The following is a 19,708-nucleotide window of genomic DNA, read 5'->3' on the forward strand; positions in this document are numbered from 1 at the left end:
TCCTGTTACGGTCAAGAGGTGACCATGTCCACATCAGCCCTGTGGGACGCCGAGGCGTCCTGGACCGTCGAGGCCCTCGCCGGCCTGACCGGATTCACGGTCCGCACGATCCGCTACTACGCCACATTGGGCCTCCTCCCACCGCCCGAACGACGCGGCCGGGTCGCCTACTACGACGACCGCCACCGCGCCCGCCTGTCTCTGATCCGCACGCTGCAGGATCAAGGCCTCGGACTCGCCTCGATCGAGGAACACCTGAGTCACCTCGCGCCGGACAGCACGTCCTCGCAGGTCGAGCTGCGCCGGGCGGTCGCCCAGGGTTGGGCGATCAGCTTCTCCACGGCCGTCGTCGATCGTGCAGGCCTCGACGAGCGGGCCGGCCGGAAGATCGATGACCACGACCTGGCCATGCTGCTGCGCCTCGGCAGCCTGCGCGAAGTGGACGGTGGCTACGAGGTCGGCGCGACGCTCGACGTCGGACTCCAGCTGCTTGAGCTCGACATCCCGCTCGAGAGCATGGAGGCGGCCTCCGCCGCCATGCGCAACCACATGGACGCGCTCGTCCTTGAGCTGCGCGACGTCCTCAGGACCCAGGTGCTGGCCAAGGTGCGCGCGCACGAGACCGACCCCGACCAGTTCGCGCGGACGATGATCCGCCTGCGCCAACTCACGCTCGACGCCCTCGTGGCGAACTTCCAGCGGGCGACCGATGGGCTCATGGACGGCTCACTCCTGGGCCGCACCGGAGAGGACGAAGCATGACGATGACCTCACTCCACCGCACCGCTCCCCCAAGCGGATCCTGCGCGAGCGCGGCCCTGGCCGACATCATCGGCGAGCAGGCCCTGCTGCTCGGCGCGGGGTCGACCGTTCTCTACCAACTCGCCGACCGGGGCACCGGCCTCGGCGTCGCGGAGCACTCGACGACGCTCATGCGCCCGGCCGACCGGCTCCGCACGACGCTGCTCTACGTCTACATGATGATCCACGGCACCGACGAGGAGCGGAAGCAGATCGTCCGCATGGTCAACAAGGCCCACGCCGGCGTCCGTTCCGAGGGCCGCTACTCGGCGTACGACCCGGAGCTCCAGCTCTGGGTGGCAGCGACACTCGCCCAGAACGGCATGTTCATCTGGGAGCGGATCAACGGCCGACTCGACGACGCCAGCCGGGAGCGGATCTACCGGGACTCGCAGATCTTCGGCAACGCCCTGCAGGTGAAGCCGGAGCAGTGGCCGGCCACGATGGCGGAGTTCGAGGCCTACTGGGAGCGCCAGCTCGACTCTTTTGTCGCAGCCGGCCCCGAGCCCTCCGTCCAGGTCTACGTGCAGAAGCTCCTCGCACCCGAGATGCGCCCTGCGGGCCTCCGTGGCCTCGGCCGCGTCCAGGACCTGATGAGCCGGGGCAACGTCGACCCGCGCATCCGCGAGGTCCTCGGACTCACCTGGACACCTGCCGACCAGCGACGCTACGACCTCTTCTGGAAGGTCTTCCCGTCGCTCTACCGGCTGACCCCGCGCTTCCTGCGCCACGCCGCTGCCCGCGCCATCATCCGCGACACCCGCCGCCGCATGCGCAAGGGCCGCCGGGTCATCTGAAGTCTGAAGGGGCCCTCATGGAGTCACCCGCCGCCGCCGCGTCCTGCGAGTCACCGGTCGGCGACGCGGTGCCGATACGACACCTTCGACGAGTTCGTCCAGCAGGGGGCCCTGTCCTACCTCTCCAGCGGGCAGCAGATCGACATCGGTCCTGCCGGACGGCAGCTGCACCGGCTTCTGAGCCGTCCCGCGACCGGGCAGCTGCGACCTCGATCACTTACTCGTAAGTAACAGTTCTACTGCAACTGTTCTTCTCTTAGCCTCGACCGACGGACACCGGGCAGCCACGCTGCCCACGACGGAAGGCGGATGCCATGGGCGCCGAAGCACGGAGGAACGAGCTGGCTACCCACGACGGGGCTGGCCAGACCGAGGCGGAGCGGGCCCTCACCGGCGACGCCGCGGCGGCAGAGCGGGAGCTGCTCGGGCGGTTGGACGGACTCGGGGTCTTCCTCGCCGGCAGCGCCAACGTCGTCATGCAGCTCTCCCGGCCGGCGGTCGGCTACGGAGTGATGGAGAGCAAGGTCCATAGCGGCCAGGTCCAACGGCATCCTTTCAAGCGCTTCCGCACCACCATCGGCTTCCTCGACATCGCTCTCAACGGCTCTCCCGCGCTGCAGGCCGACTACCGCGAGGCGATCAACCGCCAGCACCGGCAGGTGCGCTCCGGGCCTGACAGCCCGGTGCGCTACAACGCCTTCGACCGCGACCTGCAGAAGTGGGTGGCGTCCTGCCTCTACTACGGGGTCCGTGACGTCTACCTGACGATGCGCGGGCCGCTCACGCCTGCCGAGGAGGAGGTGCTGCTGCGCGCATGCAGCCGCTTCGGCACCATGCTGCAGATGCCAGGCGAGATCTGGCACGCCGACCGAGCCACGTTTGTCGCGTATTGGGACGAGGCGATGACACGGATCGCCATCGACCCCGCGCTGCGCGACTACCTGCTTTTACTCCTCCGGGCCCGGTTCCTGCCCTTCCCCCTGCGGCTCTTCGGCCCGTCTCTGACTTGGACCAACACCGGATTCCTTCCGGCGCCGCTCCGCGACGCACTCGACCTGCGGTGGTCCGCGGCGGATGAACGGTGGTTCCGGCGTCTCACCCGGACGCTGGGCCGCGCCGTGCGGTACCTGCCCGGCCCCCTGCGACGAGCCCCGATGAACCTGATGGCAGCCGACCTGCGCCTTCGCCGCAGGCTCGGACGCCCGATGACGTAGGACCCACGAAAGGAAACACATGGAGATCACCGGAAGCAGCGCGATCGTCACCGGCGGCGCCTCGGGCATCGGCGCCGCCTGTGTACGGCGCCTCGCCCTGCTCGGCGCGACCGTCGTCGTCGCCGACCTCGACGCCGACAAGGGCACCACCTTGGCCGAGGAGGTCGGCGGCTCCTTCGTGCGCGTCGACGTCACCCGTACCGATGACCTGAGGGCCGCCGTCGAGAAGGCCGAGGAGCTCGCTCCCCTGCGAGTCCTGGTCAACTCGGCCGGTATCGGCTGGGCCCAGCGCACCATCGGGCGGGACGGCGCGTTCGACTCCGCGCACGACCTCGGCGCCTTCCGCAAGGTCGTCGAGATCAACCTGCTCGGCACCTTCGACGCGATCCGGCTGGCCGCCACGGCGATGAGCCGTCACGACCCGACCGCATCCGGCGACCGCGGCGCGATCGTCAACATGGCCAGCGTCGCGGCGTTCGACGGGCAGATCGGTCAGGCGTCGTACTCCGCGTCGAAGGGCGGCGTCGTCGGCATGACCCTTCCCGTCGCCCGGGACCTCGCGGCGGCCGGCATCCGGGTCAATACCGTTGCACCGGGCCTGATCGACACACCGATCTACGGCGAGGGCGACGCGGCCGAGGCGTTCAAGGCCAACCTCGGCCAGAACGTGCTCTTCCCGCGACGCGTAGGCCAGCCGGACGAGCTGGCTAGCATGGTCGTCGAGCTGGTCACCAACTCGTACATGAACGCCGAGGTGGTCCGCGTCGACGGAGGCATCCGCATGCCTCCGAAGTGACCAGAAGACGACGAACGAGCCGGGCCCTTTGAGGGACCCGGCTCGTTCTGTCAGATCAGGCGACGCCGTCCTCCCGACAGCAGGGTCGCTGCGTGCGGTCGGGCTCCCGGAGGACCTGAGCCGCACACGCCGGGCACGCCTCGCGTGACCGGGGCTCGAACGCGGTCTCGAAGAACGAGTACCAGGAGGCAGAGGCGAGACCGCAGGCGGTCTGGAGCGCGCCGTTCCGCTTGACGTGGATGAGTCCCCACGGCGCTCGCACCGGGCTCGTGCGGGGCATGACCTGGGGCGCTGTCACCACCCAGGCGTGGCCGTCGCACGCCCGAGCGGAACTGCACTGGAACCGTCGGGCCGCGTTGCGCCGCCGCCCGACGGCACCCGTGGAACCCGACGCGCCGGCCCCCATCCGCACCTCAGACGTCGCTGACACGAATGCCCGAGTGGGCCTTGTAGCGACGGTTGATGCTGATCAGATTCGCGGTCAGCGCCTCGACCTGGCGCGCGTTGCGCAGCCGGCCGCCGTAGACACCGCGGACACCGTCGATGGTGTCGGCGAGCGCCTGCACGAGCTCGGTCGCCTCGCGGTCGTCGCCGAGGACGAGCACGTCGGTCTCGAGTGGCTCAGTCGCGTCGAGCAGCACCGCACTGACGTTGTGGAAGGCACCCACGACCGTCGACTCCGTCAGGATCGCTGCGGCCTGCTGGGTCGCAGAGCCCTCGGGTACGTCGAGCGCGAAGGCGCCCTGCTTATCGAAGCCGAGTGGATTGACGCAATCGACGACCACCTTGCCGGCCAGGGCCGGTGCAAGCTCGCGGAGGAGATCAGCGTGACCGTCCCACGGCACGACGACGAGGACGACGTCACACTCGGCCGCCGCGGTGACGTTGTCCGCGCCCCCGACCGGGCCGCCCGTCAGCTCCCTGAGATCGGCTGCGACCAGCTGTGCCCTCTGAGCCGTGCGACTGCCGAGGATCACGTGGACACCTGCCGCTGCAAAGCGGCGGGCCAGGCCGCGACCCTGGGGTCCGGTGCCTCCGAGCACCGCCACCCGCAGGTCGGCCGGAACGACAGCCGGGCCTGCGCCACCGCCGCTCATGCCGGGAACCCCTCACCGTTCTTGGCCTTCTCGACCAGCCACGCCGACGGGCGCAGGCGCTCGCCGTACGCGTCGGCGAGCTCGTTGGCACGCGCGACGAAACCAGCCAGGCCGCCCTCGTGGTTGGTCATGAACGTGACCGTGCCGCCACTGATCGCCGGGAAGCCGAGCGCCATGATCGCGCCGATGTTGGCCGCGGACGAGGAGTCGATGACGCCCTCCTCGAAGCACTTCGCGGTCTCGAGCGCCTCGGCGAAGACCATGCGGTCCATCACGTCCCGGAACGGGATCTGCTCCTGCGCGACGGGGAAGAGCTCAGTCAGCCCGCTCCACAGCGAGAGGCGCTTGCCGGCCTCGTCGTACTCGTAGAAGCCCTTGCCACGGACCCGGGCGGGGCGGCCGGCCTCGAGCATCTTCTCCACGACCGCGAGGCCTGGGTGCTCGATGTACGGCGCGCCCTCTTCCGCGGCTGCCTCCCGGGTCGCCTTGGCGATCTTGCCCATCAGCTCCATGTTCAGCTCGTCGGTGAGCTGGAGCGTCGGCGCCGGGTAGCCCGCCTGCGTGGTCGCACGCTCCAGGCTCCAGGGGGCGACGCCCTCGACCAGCATCGCCAGACCCTCGTTCATCCGGGTCCCGATGATCCGGCTGGTGTAGAAGCCACGACTGTCGTTGACCACGATCGGGATCTTCCGGATCTGCTGCACGTAGTCGATGGTCCGGGCCAGCGCCTCGTCGGAGGTCTGCTCACCGCGGATGATCTCGACGATCGGCATCTTGTCGACCGGAGAGAAGAAGTGGACACCGATGAAGTCCGCCTGGCGCTGAACGCCGGTGGCGAGCTGCGTGATCGGCAGCGTCGAGGTGTTCGAACCCAGGAGCGCGTCTGGGGCGACGACGCCCTCGACCTCGGCGAAGAGCTTCTGCTTCAGGGCCGGGTCCTCGAAGACGGCCTCGATGACGAAGTCGCATCCAGCAAGATCGGCGACGTCAGCCGTCGGGGTGATCCGGGCCAGGATCTGCTGTGCCTTCTCCTCAGTAAGCTTGCCTCGCAAGACCTGCTTGGCGAGGACCTTCTCCGAGTAGGCCTTGCCCCGCTCTGCTGCCTCGACCGAGATGTCCTTGAGAAGCACCTCGATGCCGGCGACGGCCGAGGAGTACGCAATGCCGGCACCCATCATGCCGGCACCCAGGACGGCCAGCTTCTCCGCACGGCGTACCTCGACGCCCGCCGGGCGCAGGGCGTCGCCGTTGAGGCGCTGCAGGTCGAAGAAGAACGCCTGGATCATCGCCTTCGCGACCCGGCCGGTGGCCAGGCTGGTGAAGTAGCGCCCCTCGATCTTCTCCGCACCGGCGAAGTCCACCTGGGCACCCTCGACGGCCGCGGCCACGATGGCCCGTGGCGCCGGGTAGGCCACGCCCTTGGCCTGCTTGCGGACGTTGCCGGGGATGGCGGGGAGCATCTGCGCTACGGACGGGTGGCTCGGCGTACCGCCGGGCATCTTGTAGCCGGGCTGGTCCCAGGGCTGGACGGCGGCATCGGGGTTGCCGGCGTTCGCGGCGAGCCAGGCCTTTGCAGCCGGCAGGAGCTCGTCCTGCGTCGCGACGAGCTCGTCGACCAGGCCCTTCTCCTTCGCGGCAGCCGCCTTGAAGCGAGTGCCGGTCGTGAGCACGTCCATCAGCGCGGCGAAGATGCCGAGCTTCCGCACCGTACGGACGACGCCCCCAGCGCCGGGCAACAGGCCCAGGGTCACCTCGGGGAGCCCGACCTGGACCTTGGGGTCGTCGACGGCGATGCGGTGGTGGGTCGCGAGGCAGATCTCGTAGCCGCCGCCGAGGGCGGCGCCGTTGATTGCGGCGACGACCGGGACGCCGCAGGTCTCGAGCCGGCGCAGCGCCGCCTTGAGCTCCATGGAGTCCTCATAGACGGCCTGCGCGTCGGCAGGGCCGACGGCGAGTAGGGCGTTGAGGTTGCCGCCGGCAAAGAAGGTCTTCTTCGCACTGGCGACGATCGCGCCCTTCGCCGTGCCTGTGGCGACGTCCGCCTCGAGCTGGCCGACGGCCTCGCCGAAGCCGGCCTTGAAGGCCTCGTTCATGGTGTTGGCGCTGCCCGCGGGGTCGTCGAGCAGCAGGGTGGCGATGCCGTCGGCGTCGATGCCGTAACGCACGGCCGACTGGGTCTGAGTGGTCATCTCTGTGTTCTCCGGGTCTCTGATGCGTCTCAGACGAGCTCGACGATGGTGGCGATGCCCATGCCGCCGCCGACGCAGAGCGTGGCGAGGCCGCGGCGCAGGTCGCGCCGCTCGAGCTCGTCGATGACGGTGCCGAGGATCATGGCGCCGGTGGCGCCCAGGGGGTGACCCATGGCGATGGCGCCGCCGTTGACGTTGACGATCTCGGGGTCGAGGCCGAGGTCGCGGGTGAAGCGCATCGCCACGGCGGCGAACGCCTCGTTGATCTCGTAGAGGTCGATGTCGTCGGGCGTGAGGCCGGCCTTGGCCAGCGCTTTGCGTGCTGCCGGCGCGGGACCGGTCAGCATGATCGTCGGGTCGGCGCCCGAGACGGCCGCTGACACGATCCGGGCACGCGGGGTCAAGCCGAGCTCCTGGCCGACCTTCTCGTTGCCGATCGCGACGAGGGCCGCGCCGTCGACGATGCCCGAGCTGTTCCCGGCATGGTGGACGTGGTTGATGCTCTCGATCCAGTGGTACTTCTCGAGGGCGACGAAGTCGAAGCCGCCCTGCTCCCCCATCCCAGCGAACGACGGCTTCAGGCCCGACAGGCTGTCGACCGTCGTGCCGGGCCGGATGAACTCGTCGCGGTCCAGGAGCGTGAGGCCGTTGATGTCCCTGACCGGGACCACGGAGCGGTCGAAGTAGCCATTGGCCTGTGCCTTGGCGGCCCGCGCCTGCGACTCGGCGGCGAAGGCATCGACGTCCTCGCGACTCCACCCCTCGAGAGTCGCGATCAGGTCGGCGCCGATGCCCTGCGGCACGAAGTCGGTCGCGAACGCCGTAGCCGGGTCCATCGCCCAGGGTCCGCCATCGGCGCCCATCGGGACGCGGGACATCGACTCCACACCGCCAGCGAGGATCAGGTCCTCCCAGCCGCCGCGGATCCGGCCGGCTGCCTGGTTGACGGCCTCGAGCCCCGAGGCGCAGAAGCGGTTGAGCTGGATGCCCGAGACGGTGTCCGGGAGACCGGCGGCGATGGCCGCCGTCTTCGCAATGTCACCGCCCTGGTCGCCCACCGGGCCGACGCACCCCAGGACGAGGTCGTCGATGCTCTCGGGGTCGAGCGACGGGTTGCGCTTCTGGACCGCGTCGAGCAGCCCCGTGATGAGGTCCACGGGCTTGACCGTGTGGAGAGAGCCGTCCTTCTTGCCCTTGCCGCGTGGGGTGCGGAGGGCGTCGTAGACGAAGGCTTCTGAGGCAGGTGCCATGAGAGTCGTCCCAACTATGCTGTGCTGTCACTGAACGTAATGAACTGACAGTGACACTAGTACTGTAATCGTTGGCAGCCAAGAGCCAGCGCCTGATTTTCTTCGCCCTCCCCCAGGAGACTGCCGATGAGCCCCGCCGACGAGCCCGCCACCCAGGAGTCGCCAACGCTCGAGCTGACCGTCGAGGAACTCAGTGAGCGCACAGGCATCAGCGTGCGCAACCTGCGCTTCTACACGACACGAGGCCTGGTCCCGCCGCCGGCGAAGCGGGGCCGCACGGCGATCTACGGTCGCGAGCACGTGGCCCGGTTCGAGCTCCTCCAGGAACTCCAGGCACACGGCCTGACGCTCTCCGCCATCGAGCGCTTCTTCGAAGGAATCCCCGCCGACGCGACGGCCGAGCAGATCGCCCTGCAACGCGCCACGCTCCGTCCGCTCGCCGGCACCGAGCAGGTCCTCGTGACCCGCAAGGAGCTCGATGCCCGTGCCGGCCGCAAGCTCGGCCGCGAGGAGCTCGAGTCCCTGACCCGTCTCGGCGGTGTCACCCCGGCCGAGGGCGGCAAGTACGCCGTTACCGACACCCGCTTCCGCTCCTCTCTGCACCTGCTCGACCTCGGCGTCCCGACGGACCTCGTCCTCGCGTGCGAGGACGTCTACCGCCGGCACAGCAAGGCGATGGCCGAGGAGCTCGAAGTCCTCTTCCGCGAGACGGTCTGGCCCGCATACAAGGCCGGCGACGTCGGCGCGGACCAGGTCGTCGCGATGGTCAGCGACTGGGAGCAGGGCGGCATCACCTCACTCGTCGAGGCGTTCACAGAGGCCGTGACCGAGGCCCGCCGCACCCTCATCGAGCGCCGCTCCCGCTGACGCGGGACTGGGGCAGGTCAGGTCAGCCCGCGGCCGCGGCGAGCCCGAGCCGGGCCACCGCCTCCTCGAATCCGACCCTCCCTGCCGGCTGTACGCCGAGGTCGCGGGCCGGCAGGCCACCCACCCGCGCGGCGACCTGCCACAGCGGCTCCAGCAGCCACGGCTGGTCCATCCGCCACGGCTGGCAAAGGTAGTCGATCAGCCCCTGGGCGGCCCGGGTCAGCTCAAGCACGTTCTCGACGTGGTGGTCCCAGAACTCGAGCAAGTCGCCGTAGGTCCGGGGCACGACGCGCATCGTCATGCCGTGCATCCGCCAGTCGACGGTCTCGGCGTCGTAGGCCTCGCGCACCGTGGGCGACCTGCGGCGCTTCACCAGGTCGTCGACGCGAACGACTCGCAGCGGAGGGGGCCCGGTCCGAACGTCCCGTCAGCCATCCTCGCCGCGAGGTGCCCCGAGTGTGAAGGTCATCCGATCGACGACCGCGCCGAGGTGCCACCCGGGCCGCAGCCACGAGGGCAGGGGGCCGTCGGACTCCACCTCGACCCGGACGAGCGCCGGGCGGAACCAGCCCCGGTTCCTCAGCCGGCTGGCGCGCACGACCCCATCCGGAAACTGCTGGCGCGCCATCACCGAGGCGCGCAGCGGGAGCGGCGGTCCGACGACGCGAGGCTTGGCACTGACCCGCCAGGACAGATCGCCTGCGCCACCGCCCGTGATCGTGGCGCCGCTGGCGATCTCACCCTCGAACGCGGCGAGCGTCTTGGGCATCGCCCAGTTGGAGCGCCCGCCGACCAGGCTCGGCTCGGAGTCCACGGCCATGAAGGCGACCGATCCCCACGGTCGCAGGCCGCGGTGCGAGGCGACCAGACCGAGCACCTCGTCGTAGCGCCCCACGGGCGTGTCGGCGTACCGGACGAAGCCGCCGACGACAGCGAGGGCACGGCTGCCCGCGAGGGCCGGAGGCAGCGCCTCCCGCGCGGCGCGGCTGCCACGGGCCGCCCACACGAGCGCCTCGCAGCGGCACTCCCAGGGCGCGGTGGAGGCGTTTGGGGGCAGCCGGGAGGCCACGGCCTCCAGCAGGCGGGTCTCCGGGACACCGGCGACGTCGGTCAGCTCGACGCGGCCGCTCATCGCCGTCCCTCCATCGTCCTCTGGTAGTCGGCCCGGGCGTCCCGGTCGAGGTCGGTGGTCACCTTGTTGCCGCCGGACGCACGGAACATCCAGTCCCGGACGCCGTCGGGGAGGGCGTTGGAGCCGCGCGAGGCCTCACCGACCCCGCGCGGCACGAAGACCGTCCGCGACCGGTTCCGCCGGACGGCCTTCACCACGGCGCGCGCGACGTCCTCGGGATCGACCATGAGCAGCCACCCCGTGCCGCGCGGTGCGGACATGCCGGCGATCAGGCCCGTTCGGACGAAGCCCGGGCAGATCGTCGAGATCGTCACCCCGCTCCCCCGCCACTCCTGGCGCAGGGCGTGGCCGAGGCCGACGACGCCGTACTTCGCGGCGCAGTAGGTGGCCGCGTTGGGCGAGGCTAGCGTGCCCATGACGGAGGCGATGTTGACGACGTGACCGGCTCCGCGCTGGCGGAACCGGCGCCCGGCCAGCTTCGTGCCCGTCAGCACCCCGCGCAGGTCGATGTCGATCGCCCGGTCAGTGAGCGCGTCCGACTCGTCGAGGAAGTCGCCGATCGGCATGATGCCGGCGTTGTTAACCAGCACCTCGAGGCCTCCGGGCAGCGTGTCGGCCTCGTCGAGGAACGCCGCGAAGGACGCCGGGTCCCGCACGTCGACGTACGCCGCCCGGGCGCCACCGCCGAGAGCGGCGGCCGTCGCGCGGGCCAGCTCCAGGTCGATGTCGCCGATGACGACCCGATGGCCGTCCGCGAGCAGCGCCTCGGCGACCGCCCGGCCGATCCCCTGGGCACCGCCGGTGATCGCGACGCTGCGGGCCACCTGACGGGACGTCCTCATGCCTGCACCGCCGCACCCGAGACGAGCAGCTTGTCGACCCCGGCGACGCCCCACGCCTCCAAGGCTTCCCGGGTCTGGGCCCCCGGATGGGTCGGCCCGGTGGTCAGCGTCGGCACCGTCCGCGAGAAGCGCGGAGCGGGCGCAGGCTGGAGGCCACCGTCGCGCTCGACGAAGACCTCCCGCGCTGCCATGTGTGGGTGGCGGGCAGCCTCCCTCAGCGGGAGCACGGGGGCGACGCAGGCGTCAGTGCCGTCGAAGACCGACGTCCACTCGACCAGGGTCCGGGTGCGGATCGCGTCACCGATCGCCGTGCGTGCGGCGGCCGGGTCGGCGGCGAGCGCGAGGTCCAGCCCGAGCAGGCGCATCAGCTCGGCGTAGAACTGCGGCTCGATGGGGCCGACGGACAGATGGCCGCCGTCGGAGGTCTCGTAGAGGGCGTAGTTCGGCAGCCCGCCGTCCAGCGGGTTGACGCCTCGGCGCTCGGTCGCCACCCCGCCGGCGAGCATCGCGGCCCACATCATGTTGAGGTGCGCGGTGCCGTCCACGATGGCCGCGTCGACGACCTGGCCGCACCCGCTGCGACCCCGCTCCATCAGGGCCGCCAGGACGCCGATGACCAGGTAGGTCGAGCCACCGCCGAAGTCGCCGACGACGTTCTGTGCGAAATGCGGGCGATCGGCGTCCTGCCCGGAGGCGTGGAGCGTGCCGGTGATCGCGATGTAGTTCATGTCATGCCCTGCCGCATGTGCGAGCGGCCCCGTCTGCCCCCAGCCGGTCATCCGGCCGTAGACCAGGCCGGGGTTGCGCTCCAGGCAGGCATCGGGGCCGAGGCCCATGCGCTCGGTCACCCCCGGGCGCATGCCTTCGAGGAGCACGTCGGCCTGGTCGACCAACTGGAGGACCGCCTCCACGGCGGAGGGGTCCTTGAGATCGAGCGCGACGCTCGGTCGGCCCCGGGTGAGGAAGTCGTGCTCGCGCCCGGTGCCCGTGAAGGCCCCGCCCGGCCGCTCCACGCGGATCACGTCGGCGCCCAGGTCGGCGAGGATCGTGGCGGCGTGCGGGCCGGGTCCGATGCCCGCGATCTCGACGACCTTGATGCCCTGCAGCGGGCCGGTTCCCTGTCCCAGTTCGAACGTCATGCGACGATCCTGACACTTTTGCTGTCACTTTTGTCAAGACCGTGACAGTTCTGTTGACAACGTCATGCGGGATGGGCAATGGTGACAGCCCTACTGTCATGATCTAAGCACTCCCGGAAGGCCCCTCATGAAGCTCTCGAGCGCGCTCCTCTACGCCGGAAACCCGCGGGAGGCAGCCGACCAGGTCAGCGCCCTGGAGAAGGCTGGTCTCGACACCATCTGGGTCGCTGAGGCCTACGGCTACGACTCGCCCACGCTGATGGGCTACCTGGCCGCCAAGACCGAATCCATCGAGATCGGCGCGGCCATCCTCAACGTCTACTCGCGTACGCCGGGCGCGCTGCTGCAGACCGCCGCCGGCCTCGACAACGTCAGCGGAGGGCGCGCGATCATCGGCCTCGGCGCCTCCGGCCCGCAGGTGATCGAGGGCTTCCACGGCCTCCCCTACGCCAATCCGCTCGGCCGTACCCGTGAGGTCACCGGCCTGATCCGTCGCGGCCTCAAGCGGGAGCCGCTGACCAGCGAGAAGATCTTCAAGCTGCCGCTCTCGAAGGAGGACGGCGCCGTCACCGGCATGGGCAAGGCACTGAAGCTCCTCGTCCACCCCGAGCGGGACTCGGTCCCGATCTACATCGCCGCTCTCGGCAAGAAGTCGGTCGAGAGCGCCGCGTCGTACGCCGACGGCTGGCTGCCGTTCCTTTACCACCCGGAGAGGGCCGGCCAGGTCTGGAGCGCCTCGCTAGCGGCCGGCCTCGCCAAGCGGCCCGAGGGGATGGCGCCACTCGAAGTCGTGGCCGGCGGCATGTGCGCGATCGGTGAGGGGGCGGAGACCAAGGCGCTCCTCGACTTCGCGCGCCCGTTGGTCGCGCTCTACGTCGGCGGCATGGGTGCCCGCGGCAAGAACTTCTACAACGACCTCTTCCGCGACTACGGCTTCGAGAAGGAGGCGGAGGAGATCCAGAGCCTCTACCTCGACGGCAAGAAGAAGGAAGCCGAGGCGGCCGTCCCGCTGGAGTTCCTCGAGGCGATGAACCTCGTCGGCCCCGAGTCGTACGTCAAGGAGCGCATCGCTGCCTACCTCGAGTCCGGCGTGACCAACCTGCAGATCACCCCCGTCGACGCGGACGCCCCGGCGCTCGTCGCGCGCATGAAGGAGCTCATCGATGCGTGACATCTTCGAGACCGAGCACGAGGACTTCCGCCAGTCCGCGCGCACCTTCTTCGAGAAGGAGGTCAAGCCGCACGCCGAGGAGTGGGACCGTGACGGCATCGTGTCGCGCGAAGCCTGGCTCAAGGCCGGCGAGGCGGGGCTGCTCTGCTTCGACGTGCCCGAGGAGTTTGGCGGCCCGGGCATCGACGACTTCCGCTTCAACGTGATCGTCAGCGAGGAGCAGGGACGGATCGGCGCCAGCGGACCGGGCTTCTCGGTCCACACCGACATAATCGTCCCGTACCTCATCAAGCTCGCGACCGACGAGCAGAAGCGCCGCTGGCTCCCCGGCTGCGTCACCGGCGAGACCATCACCGCCATCGCCATGACCGAGCCGGGTGCCGGCTCGGACCTGCAGGGCGTGCGCGCGACCGCCGTCGACCAGGGCGACCATTACGTCCTCAACGGCTCCAAGACCTTCATCTCCAACGGCATCAACGCCGACCTGGTGATCGTCGTTGCGAAGACCGACCCCGGCGCCGGCCACAAGGGCTTCAGCCTTCTCGTCGTCGAGCGGGGCATGGCCGGCTTCGAGCGCGGCCGCAACCTGGAGAAGGTCGGCCTGCACGGCCAGGACACCGCCGAGCTCTCCTTCACCGACGTGATCGTGCCGAAGGCGAACCTCCTCGGCGAGGAGGGCATGGGCTTCATCTACCTGATGATGAACCTGCCGCAGGAGCGGCTGATCATCGCCGCCCAGGCCGCAGCCGCCTGCCAGTACATCTTCGAGCTCTGCCTCGACTACGCCAAGACCCGCGAGGCGTTCGGCAAGCCGATCGGCAAGTTCCAGCACAACCGCTTCGTGATCGCCGAGATGGCCACGGAAGCGCGGATCGTGCAGACCTTCGTTGACGACTGCCTGAAGAAGCACCTTGCCGGCGAACTCGACGCGTCCGGTGCGTCGATGGCGAAGTGGTGGGCGACCGAGTTGCAGAACAGCATGGTCAACCGCGGCGTCCAGCTCCACGGCGGCTACGGCTTCATGCTCGAGTACCCGATCGCGCGCGCCTACTGCGACAGCCGGATCTCGACGATCTACGGGGGCACGACGGAGATCCAGAAGGAGATCATCGGCCGGAGCCTCGGCCTGTGATCCGGATGAAGGCGATCGACATCCTGGCCCGGCGTGGTCAGCGCTTTGCGAACCTGCGTCGCATCGAGTCCCTCGACCCGACCGACGAGGCGGACCTCCGCACGATCCTGGACCTGACGGCCTACCACGAGTTCCCCTTCGAGTACGTCCAGGGAACCTCGATCGCCTTCATGCGGGACTACGGCGTGCCGACCATCAGCGACCTGCTGGACCGCACGGGCCAGTTCGAGCACGACGGCCAGAAGCGCTACGACGACACCAACCTCTTCGCCCACGAGGCAGCCGTCGAGGGCATCGAGTCGCAGCGGGCGCGCGCTGCCGTCCGCAAGATGAACCGGATCCATGGTGCCTACGGGATTCCCAACCACGAATTCCGCTACGTCCTCGCCACCACGCTGGTCGGCCCGAAGCGGTTCATCGACGCGTACGGCTACCGCCCGCTCCACCCCCATGAGGTGACAGCGATGACCTGGTTCACCACCCGGTTCGGCCAGCTGATGGGGATCAAGGAGCTCCCTGTGACGTACGACGAGTACGAGCGTCTCCTCGAGGACTACGAGACCGAGCACTTCGCCTACAGCCCGGCGAACACCCGCGTCGCGGAGGCGAGCATCCGGATCGTCGCTGGCTGGTACCCCCGTCCCCTGCGTCCCCTCGTCCGACGCAGCCTCATCGCGATGCTCGACGAACCACTGCGCGACGCGCTCGGGCTTCCTCGCCAACCGCGGTGGCTATCACGCGCCCTGCACAGGGCCCTGGTGATGCGCGGACGCCTCATGCGTCACCTCCCTCCGCGCCGCAGCGACGACCGCTATGTCCACGACGCACGGCGTACCTACCCGTTCGGCTACACGATCGCTGACCTCGGGCCGCGGGATCACTCGCGCGAGGTGCATACCCACGCCCCGGCGCGTGCGTCCTCCGACGAGGGAGTGTCATGAGCACCGCACCAGGTGCCGCGCCCGGACTCCTCGAGCGGTTCCGGATGGACGGCAAGACCGTCGTCATCACGGGGGCGAGCTCCGGCCTCGGCGCCGGCTTCGCCCGGGCGTTCGCGGACGCGGGGGCCGACCTCGTCCTCGGCGCCCGCCGGGCCGGCGAGCTCGAGGCGATCGCCGACGAGATCCGTACGTCGGGGCGCACCGTGGTCGCCCGGGTGACCGACGTGACCGATCCCGACGCCTGCACTGCGCTGGTGCAGGCGGGCATCGACACACTGGGCCGCGTCGACGTGCTGATCAACAACGCCGGCGTCGGAACCGCTGTACCGGCGGTCAGGGAGGAGCCGGATGAGTTCCGCCGGGTTCTCGAGGTCAATCTCATGGGCAGCTACTGGATGGCCCAGGCCTGCGCGCGCGTGATGGAGCCCGGCTCAAGCATCGTGAACGTGGCCAGCGTCCTCGGCCTGGTGAAGTCCTACTCCCCACAGGCGGCGTACTCCGCAAGCAAGGCGGCGGTCATCGGGCTGACCCGTGATCTGTCCCAGCAGTGGTCCCTCCGTAAGGGGATCCGGGTCAATGCCGTCGCCCCGGGCTACTTCGCCAGCGAGATGACCGCCGGAGCGCACGCCGAGCGGCTCGGCGAGTTCGTTCGGAGCACCGCCACGTTGCAGCGCTTCGGCGAGCAGCACGAGCTGGACGCCGCAGTGCTCTTCCTCGCCAGCGACGCCGCGTCGTACGTCACAGGCGCGACGCTCGCGGTCGACGGCGGGATGTCGGGCCACTGATGACTACTACGAAGAAGCCACAACTGGTCGTGCACGGCGTCGACCTCGACGCGCTCACGCGCTGGATGGACCAGGAAGGGCTTGGCTCGGGACCCGTCCTCGCTGCCGCTCCGGTGGGTGGAGGCACGCAGAACATCATGCTTCGCTTCGTGCGCGGTGGCCGGTCGTTCATCCTGCGGCGCGGCCCCGAGCACCTCCGGCCCGGGAGCAACGCGGTGATCGCGCGTGAGACGCGGGTCCTCCGGGCACTCGCCGGGACCGACGTGCCGCACGCCCGGCTGATCGCCGCATGCACGGATCCGGCGGTGCTCGGTGACGCGGCGTTCTATCTGATGGAGCCGGTCGATGGGTTCAACGCAGGCCTCGAGCTGCCCGCAGCCGCCGCCGGCACGCCCGCGCTCCGACGCGAGCTCGCCTTCTCCTTCGTCGACGCCCTCGCCGCGCTCGGGCGCGTGGACCACGTGGCCGTCGGCCTGGCCGACTTCGGCAAGCCCGACGGGTTCCTCGATCGGCAGACCGGCCGCTGGCTCGGCGAGCTGAACACCCACCTCGCTCTTCCCGGCTACCACCGCGTGGAGGTCCCGTACGTCGACGAGGTCGCAGGCTGGCTCTCCGCACGTGTGCCGACCGACTGGCAGCCCGGCCTGATCCATGGTGACTTCCACGCCTGCAACGTGATGTTCCGGCGCGACGTGCCCGCAGTCGCGGCGGTCGTCGACTGGGAGATGGCGACGATCGGCGACCCGCTGCTCGACCTCGGCTGGCTCGTCGCGACCTGGGACCTCCCGGGGGCTCCCGACGAGTTCGCCGGCCTGCTCACCCGCGCCGGCGGCCTGCCGACCGCGGACGAACTCGTGGCGCGCTACGCCGCGCAGTCCGATCGCGACCTCACCCACCTCGACTGGTACGTCGTCCTAGCCTGCTTCAAACTCGGGATCATCCTCGAGGGCAGCCACGCGCGGGCCCTCTCCGGGCTCGCCCCGCCAGAGATCGGCAACCGCCTCCACACCACCGCAACGCGCCTCTTCGAGCGCGCTCACACCATTCTGGACGGAGCATCATGATCGACTTCGAGATCCCTGCGGAGACCGCCGAGCTGGCGGCCCGGATCCGCACCTTCGTGGACGAGGAGATCATCCCGTTCGAGAAGGATCCGCGCCTCACCGCACACGGCCCGACCGAGGAGCTGCGTGACGACATGGTCGCGCTGGCCCGCAAGGCCGGCCTGCTCACCTTCCAGGCGGAGAAGCGCTTCGGCGGCCTGCAGCCGAGCCACCTGGGCCAGGCCGTCCTCTTCGAGGCTGCCGGCTGGTCGACGCTCGGGCCGATCGCGCTCAACTGCGCGGCACCCGACGAGGGCAACATGTTCCTCCTGTCGAAGATCGCCAACCCGGCGCAGACCCTCGAGTTCCTCCAGCCGGTCATTGCGGGCGAGCACCGCTCGGTCTTCGCGATGACCGAGCCCGACGGCGCTGGCTCCGACCCCGGGCAGCTCGCCACCACGGCGGTGCGCGACGGCGACCACTACGTCATCAACGGCCGTAAGTGGCTGATCACCGGCGCCAACGGGGCGCGGACCTGGATCATCATGGCCGACCTCGAGGGCGCCGGCGCCACCCTCTTCCTCTGTCACGGGGACGCCCCCGGCCTGATCATCGAGCGGACCATGGACACGATGGATCGCAACTACGTCGAGGGCCACGCCGTGGTCCGCTTCGACGACCTCCGGTTGCCCAAGTCCGCGCTTCTCGGTGAGGAGGGCCAGGCCTTCCGCTACGCCCAGCTCCGCCTCGCTCCAGCGCGCTTGACCCACTGCATGCGGTGGCTCGGCGCGGCAACGCGGGCGCAGGCGATCGCGGTCGAGCACGCACGCACCCGCACGGCGTTCGGCAAGCCGATCGGGCAGCACCAGGGCGTCGGCTTCATGCTCGCTGAGAACGAGATCGCCCTTCAGCAGTGCCGCCTGATGATCTGGTGGGCGTGCTGGGTCCTCGACCAGGGCCACCAGGGCCGGCACGAGTCCTCGATGGTCAAGTCGATGGTCGCCGAGGAGCTCTTCAAGGTGGCCGACCGCTGTGTGCAGGTGCTCGGCGGCATGGGCATCAGTGACGAGACGCCGGTGGCGATGATCTTCCGGGACATCCGCGCCTTCCGCCTCTACGACGGCCCCACGGAGGTCCACAAGTACGCCATCTCCCGCAAGGTGCTGGCCGGGGCATGACGGCGCCGGGCGTCGTCCTCGTCATCCCGGTGAAGCGACTCGAGGCGGCCAAGAGCCGACTCGAGGTCGAGCCCGCCGTACGCCGGATGATCGCTCTGTCGCTCGCCGAGCACACGGTGCGCACCGCGGTGGCGACGCCCCAGGTGATCCGCGTCGTGGTCGTCACGCGCGACCGCACGGTCCGGCGGCTGGTTCGCTTCCTGGGTGCGGACGTCTGCCGTGAGCGGCGGCGTGGCGGGCTCAACGCGGCAGCTCGGCGCGGCCGGCGTGCGGCTCGGCGTCGCGTGCCCGGGGCCGACGTGGGCATCCTAGTGAGCGATCTGCCGGCCCTGACCTCGGCTGACCTCGCTGAGGTCGTCGAACGCTACCGACGTGACCGCAACCCGCTGGTCGTCCCTGACCACGAGGGCACCGGCACAACCCTGCTGCTCCACCCCGGCGACCGGTGGCCGCCGGTGCTCTTCGGGCCAGAGTCCCTCCGCCGCCACGTCTGCGTGGGGTACCGCGCCGTGACGGACGCGCCCTCCGGCGTGCGCCGGGACCTCGACAGGCTCGCCGACCAGGTGCCGACGGACCGCGACGAGAGCACCACCGCCCCTGAGATCCACGGGTCATGAGGTAGCACGGGACCGGCGCCCCTCACGAGGCACCGGCCGCGGCATCTGCCTGCCGGCGTTCTCAGCTCGAGAGCGACCGCGCGGAACGGCGTCAGGTGGCGCACGATCTCGCCGAGGCCTTCTCCCGGCCCCCTGGAAGACCAGGCGGACGTGGCGCTCGGTCTCGCCGACGTACTTGTTGAGGATCTCGGGATCGTTGATGTTGAGGAAGTAGGAGCTCTACATCGCTGAAGCGATAGTCAAGCGCCATCTAGATCGCTTCAAGAAGCTCGACGTGAACTCGAGAATCGCAGCAATCAATCGAGCTCGCGAGCTTCACCTCATCTGATCAAGAGCACCGTCTCGTGAGTCGCCCGGACCCCACGAAAACAAGCCGCGTGGTCCGACACCGGCCAATCTAGCCAGGAACTGCCTTGGTCCGACGTCGTCACCGTCAAGAAGAACAAGGCCTCGCCCGCGGAAGCACCCTACCTCCGGGACAACGATCGCCATCATCGCAGCAACGAGGACAGTGCTCGGTAGGCCCTGGACAGGCGATGCCACGACCCGGCCCAGTAACGGTCCGACGACGCCGGCTGGGGTGGCGGCCTTCCGCGAGGATCGTGCTGCGGAGTGATCCGGCACGTCCGCCACTGAGTTGAGTCCCCGATAGTGGTGTAGCGCGGTCGCCGAGACCGTCGCCGGCGTGTACGGCAGACGAAGACGCGGCCACCGCGT

Annotated in this window: 19 protein-coding genes; 12 read left to right on the forward strand and 7 right to left on the reverse strand. The window is 69.9% G+C overall.

Features of this window, described 5'->3' with window-relative positions:
• Positions 1–24: 24 nt before the first annotated feature.
• The 4 genes from IEX47_RS17000 (at position 25) to IEX47_RS17015 (ending at position 3,608) form a co-directional block, all read left to right on the forward strand.
• Positions 25–762, forward strand: coding sequence for a MerR family transcriptional regulator (locus IEX47_RS17000; RefSeq protein ID WP_188785219.1), 738 nt, complete (start codon positions 25–27; stop codon positions 760–762).
• Positions 759–1,598 carry an oxygenase MpaB family protein gene (locus IEX47_RS17005; RefSeq protein WP_188785220.1) on the forward strand — a complete coding sequence of 280 codons (840 nt, stop codon included), beginning with the start codon at positions 759–761 and terminating at the stop codon, positions 1,596–1,598. The genes IEX47_RS17000 and IEX47_RS17005 overlap by 4 nt, the downstream gene beginning before the upstream one ends.
• A gap of 314 nt (positions 1,599–1,912) precedes the next feature.
• The gene (locus tag IEX47_RS17010; RefSeq protein WP_188785221.1) at positions 1,913–2,812 is read left to right on the forward strand and encodes an oxygenase MpaB family protein; all 900 of its coding nucleotides are present in this window, start codon (positions 1,913–1,915) and stop codon (positions 2,810–2,812) included.
• Between the two features lie 19 nt (positions 2,813–2,831).
• On the forward strand, positions 2,832–3,608 hold the full coding sequence (locus IEX47_RS17015) for an SDR family NAD(P)-dependent oxidoreductase (RefSeq protein WP_188785222.1): 777 nt from the start codon (positions 2,832–2,834) through the stop codon (positions 3,606–3,608).
• Between the two features lie 413 nt (positions 3,609–4,021).
• Here the strand turns inward: IEX47_RS17015 and npdG are convergent, their stop codons facing one another.
• Genes npdG through IEX47_RS17030 form a run of 3 tightly spaced genes read right to left on the reverse strand, consistent with a single transcriptional unit; the run spans position 4,022 to position 8,144 of the window.
• Positions 4,022–4,705 (reverse strand): NADPH-dependent F420 reductase, encoded by a 684-nt coding sequence (gene npdG / locus IEX47_RS17020; protein WP_188785223.1) that lies wholly within the window; start codon positions 4,703–4,705, stop codon positions 4,022–4,024.
• Positions 4,702–6,894: a 3-hydroxyacyl-CoA dehydrogenase NAD-binding domain-containing protein gene (locus tag IEX47_RS17025; protein ID WP_188785224.1), complete on the reverse strand. Its 2,193-nt coding sequence runs from the start codon at positions 6,892–6,894 to the stop codon at positions 4,702–4,704. Before IEX47_RS17025 ends, npdG begins: the two co-directional genes overlap by 4 nt.
• A 29-nt stretch (positions 6,895–6,923) precedes the next feature.
• The gene (locus IEX47_RS17030; RefSeq protein WP_188785226.1) at positions 6,924–8,144 is read right to left on the reverse strand and encodes an acetyl-CoA C-acetyltransferase; all 1,221 of its coding nucleotides are present in this window, start codon (positions 8,142–8,144) and stop codon (positions 6,924–6,926) included.
• 126 nt (positions 8,145–8,270) lie between these two features.
• On the opposite strand from IEX47_RS17030, the gene IEX47_RS17035 reads away from it, so the two are divergent.
• Positions 8,271–9,011: a MerR family transcriptional regulator gene (locus IEX47_RS17035; RefSeq protein ID WP_188785228.1), complete on the forward strand. Its 741-nt coding sequence runs from the start codon at positions 8,271–8,273 to the stop codon at positions 9,009–9,011.
• A 22-nt stretch (positions 9,012–9,033) separates the two neighbouring features.
• On the opposite strand, the gene IEX47_RS17040 is transcribed toward IEX47_RS17035, so the two are convergent.
• Genes IEX47_RS17040 through IEX47_RS17055 form a run of 4 tightly spaced genes read right to left on the reverse strand, consistent with a single transcriptional unit; the run spans position 9,034 to position 12,124 of the window.
• A complete protein-coding gene (locus IEX47_RS17040; protein ID WP_188785230.1) occupies positions 9,034–9,384 on the reverse strand; it encodes an oxygenase MpaB family protein in 351 nt (116 codons plus the stop codon).
• A 54-nt stretch (positions 9,385–9,438) separates the two neighbouring features.
• On the reverse strand, positions 9,439–10,143 hold the full coding sequence (locus IEX47_RS17045) for an acetoacetate decarboxylase family protein (protein ID WP_188785232.1): 705 nt from the start codon (positions 10,141–10,143) through the stop codon (positions 9,439–9,441).
• Entirely contained in the window at positions 10,140–10,985 is an 846-nt protein-coding gene (locus IEX47_RS17050; protein WP_188785234.1) for an SDR family NAD(P)-dependent oxidoreductase, read from the reverse strand. Before IEX47_RS17050 ends, IEX47_RS17045 begins: the two co-directional genes overlap by 4 nt.
• Positions 10,982–12,124 carry a CaiB/BaiF CoA transferase family protein gene (locus tag IEX47_RS17055; protein ID WP_188785236.1) on the reverse strand — a complete coding sequence of 381 codons (1,143 nt, stop codon included), beginning with the start codon at positions 12,122–12,124 and terminating at the stop codon, positions 10,982–10,984. Before IEX47_RS17055 ends, IEX47_RS17050 begins: the two co-directional genes overlap by 4 nt.
• Before the next feature lie 127 nt (positions 12,125–12,251).
• Here IEX47_RS17055 and IEX47_RS17060 point away from each other — a divergent pair, with 127 nt between their 5' ends.
• The 7 genes from IEX47_RS17060 to cofC are packed head-to-tail and all read left to right on the forward strand — an operon-like array spanning position 12,252 to position 18,991.
• Positions 12,252–13,295, forward strand: coding sequence for an LLM class F420-dependent oxidoreductase (locus IEX47_RS17060; RefSeq protein WP_188785238.1), 1,044 nt, complete (start codon positions 12,252–12,254; stop codon positions 13,293–13,295).
• A complete protein-coding gene (locus tag IEX47_RS17065) occupies positions 13,288–14,427 on the forward strand; it encodes an acyl-CoA dehydrogenase family protein (protein ID WP_188785240.1) in 1,140 nt (379 codons plus the stop codon). The genes IEX47_RS17060 and IEX47_RS17065 overlap by 8 nt, the downstream gene beginning before the upstream one ends.
• 5 nt (positions 14,428–14,432) lie before the next feature.
• Positions 14,433–15,368 carry an oxygenase MpaB family protein gene (locus tag IEX47_RS17070; RefSeq protein ID WP_188785248.1) on the forward strand — a complete coding sequence of 312 codons (936 nt, stop codon included), beginning with the start codon at positions 14,433–14,435 and terminating at the stop codon, positions 15,366–15,368.
• Positions 15,365–16,153 (forward strand): SDR family NAD(P)-dependent oxidoreductase, encoded by a 789-nt coding sequence (locus tag IEX47_RS17075; protein ID WP_188785242.1) that lies wholly within the window; start codon positions 15,365–15,367, stop codon positions 16,151–16,153. The genes IEX47_RS17070 and IEX47_RS17075 overlap by 4 nt, the downstream gene beginning before the upstream one ends.
• Positions 16,153–17,217 (forward strand): phosphotransferase family protein, encoded by a 1,065-nt coding sequence (locus IEX47_RS17080; protein ID WP_229662964.1) that lies wholly within the window; start codon positions 16,153–16,155, stop codon positions 17,215–17,217. Before IEX47_RS17075 ends, IEX47_RS17080 begins: the two co-directional genes overlap by 1 nt.
• Entirely contained in the window at positions 17,214–18,374 is a 1,161-nt protein-coding gene (locus tag IEX47_RS17085; RefSeq protein WP_188785244.1) for an acyl-CoA dehydrogenase family protein, read from the forward strand. The genes IEX47_RS17080 and IEX47_RS17085 overlap by 4 nt, the downstream gene beginning before the upstream one ends.
• On the forward strand, positions 18,371–18,991 hold the full coding sequence (gene cofC, locus IEX47_RS17090) for a 2-phospho-L-lactate guanylyltransferase (RefSeq protein WP_188785246.1): 621 nt from the start codon (positions 18,371–18,373) through the stop codon (positions 18,989–18,991). The genes IEX47_RS17085 and cofC overlap by 4 nt, the downstream gene beginning before the upstream one ends.
• The last annotated feature ends 717 nt before the right edge of the window (positions 18,992–19,708 follow it).

The sequence above is a fragment of the Nocardioides phosphati genome, from assembly GCF_014646375.1.
In the GTDB taxonomy this organism is placed as follows: domain Bacteria; phylum Actinomycetota; class Actinomycetes; order Propionibacteriales; family Nocardioidaceae; genus Nocardioides; species Nocardioides phosphati.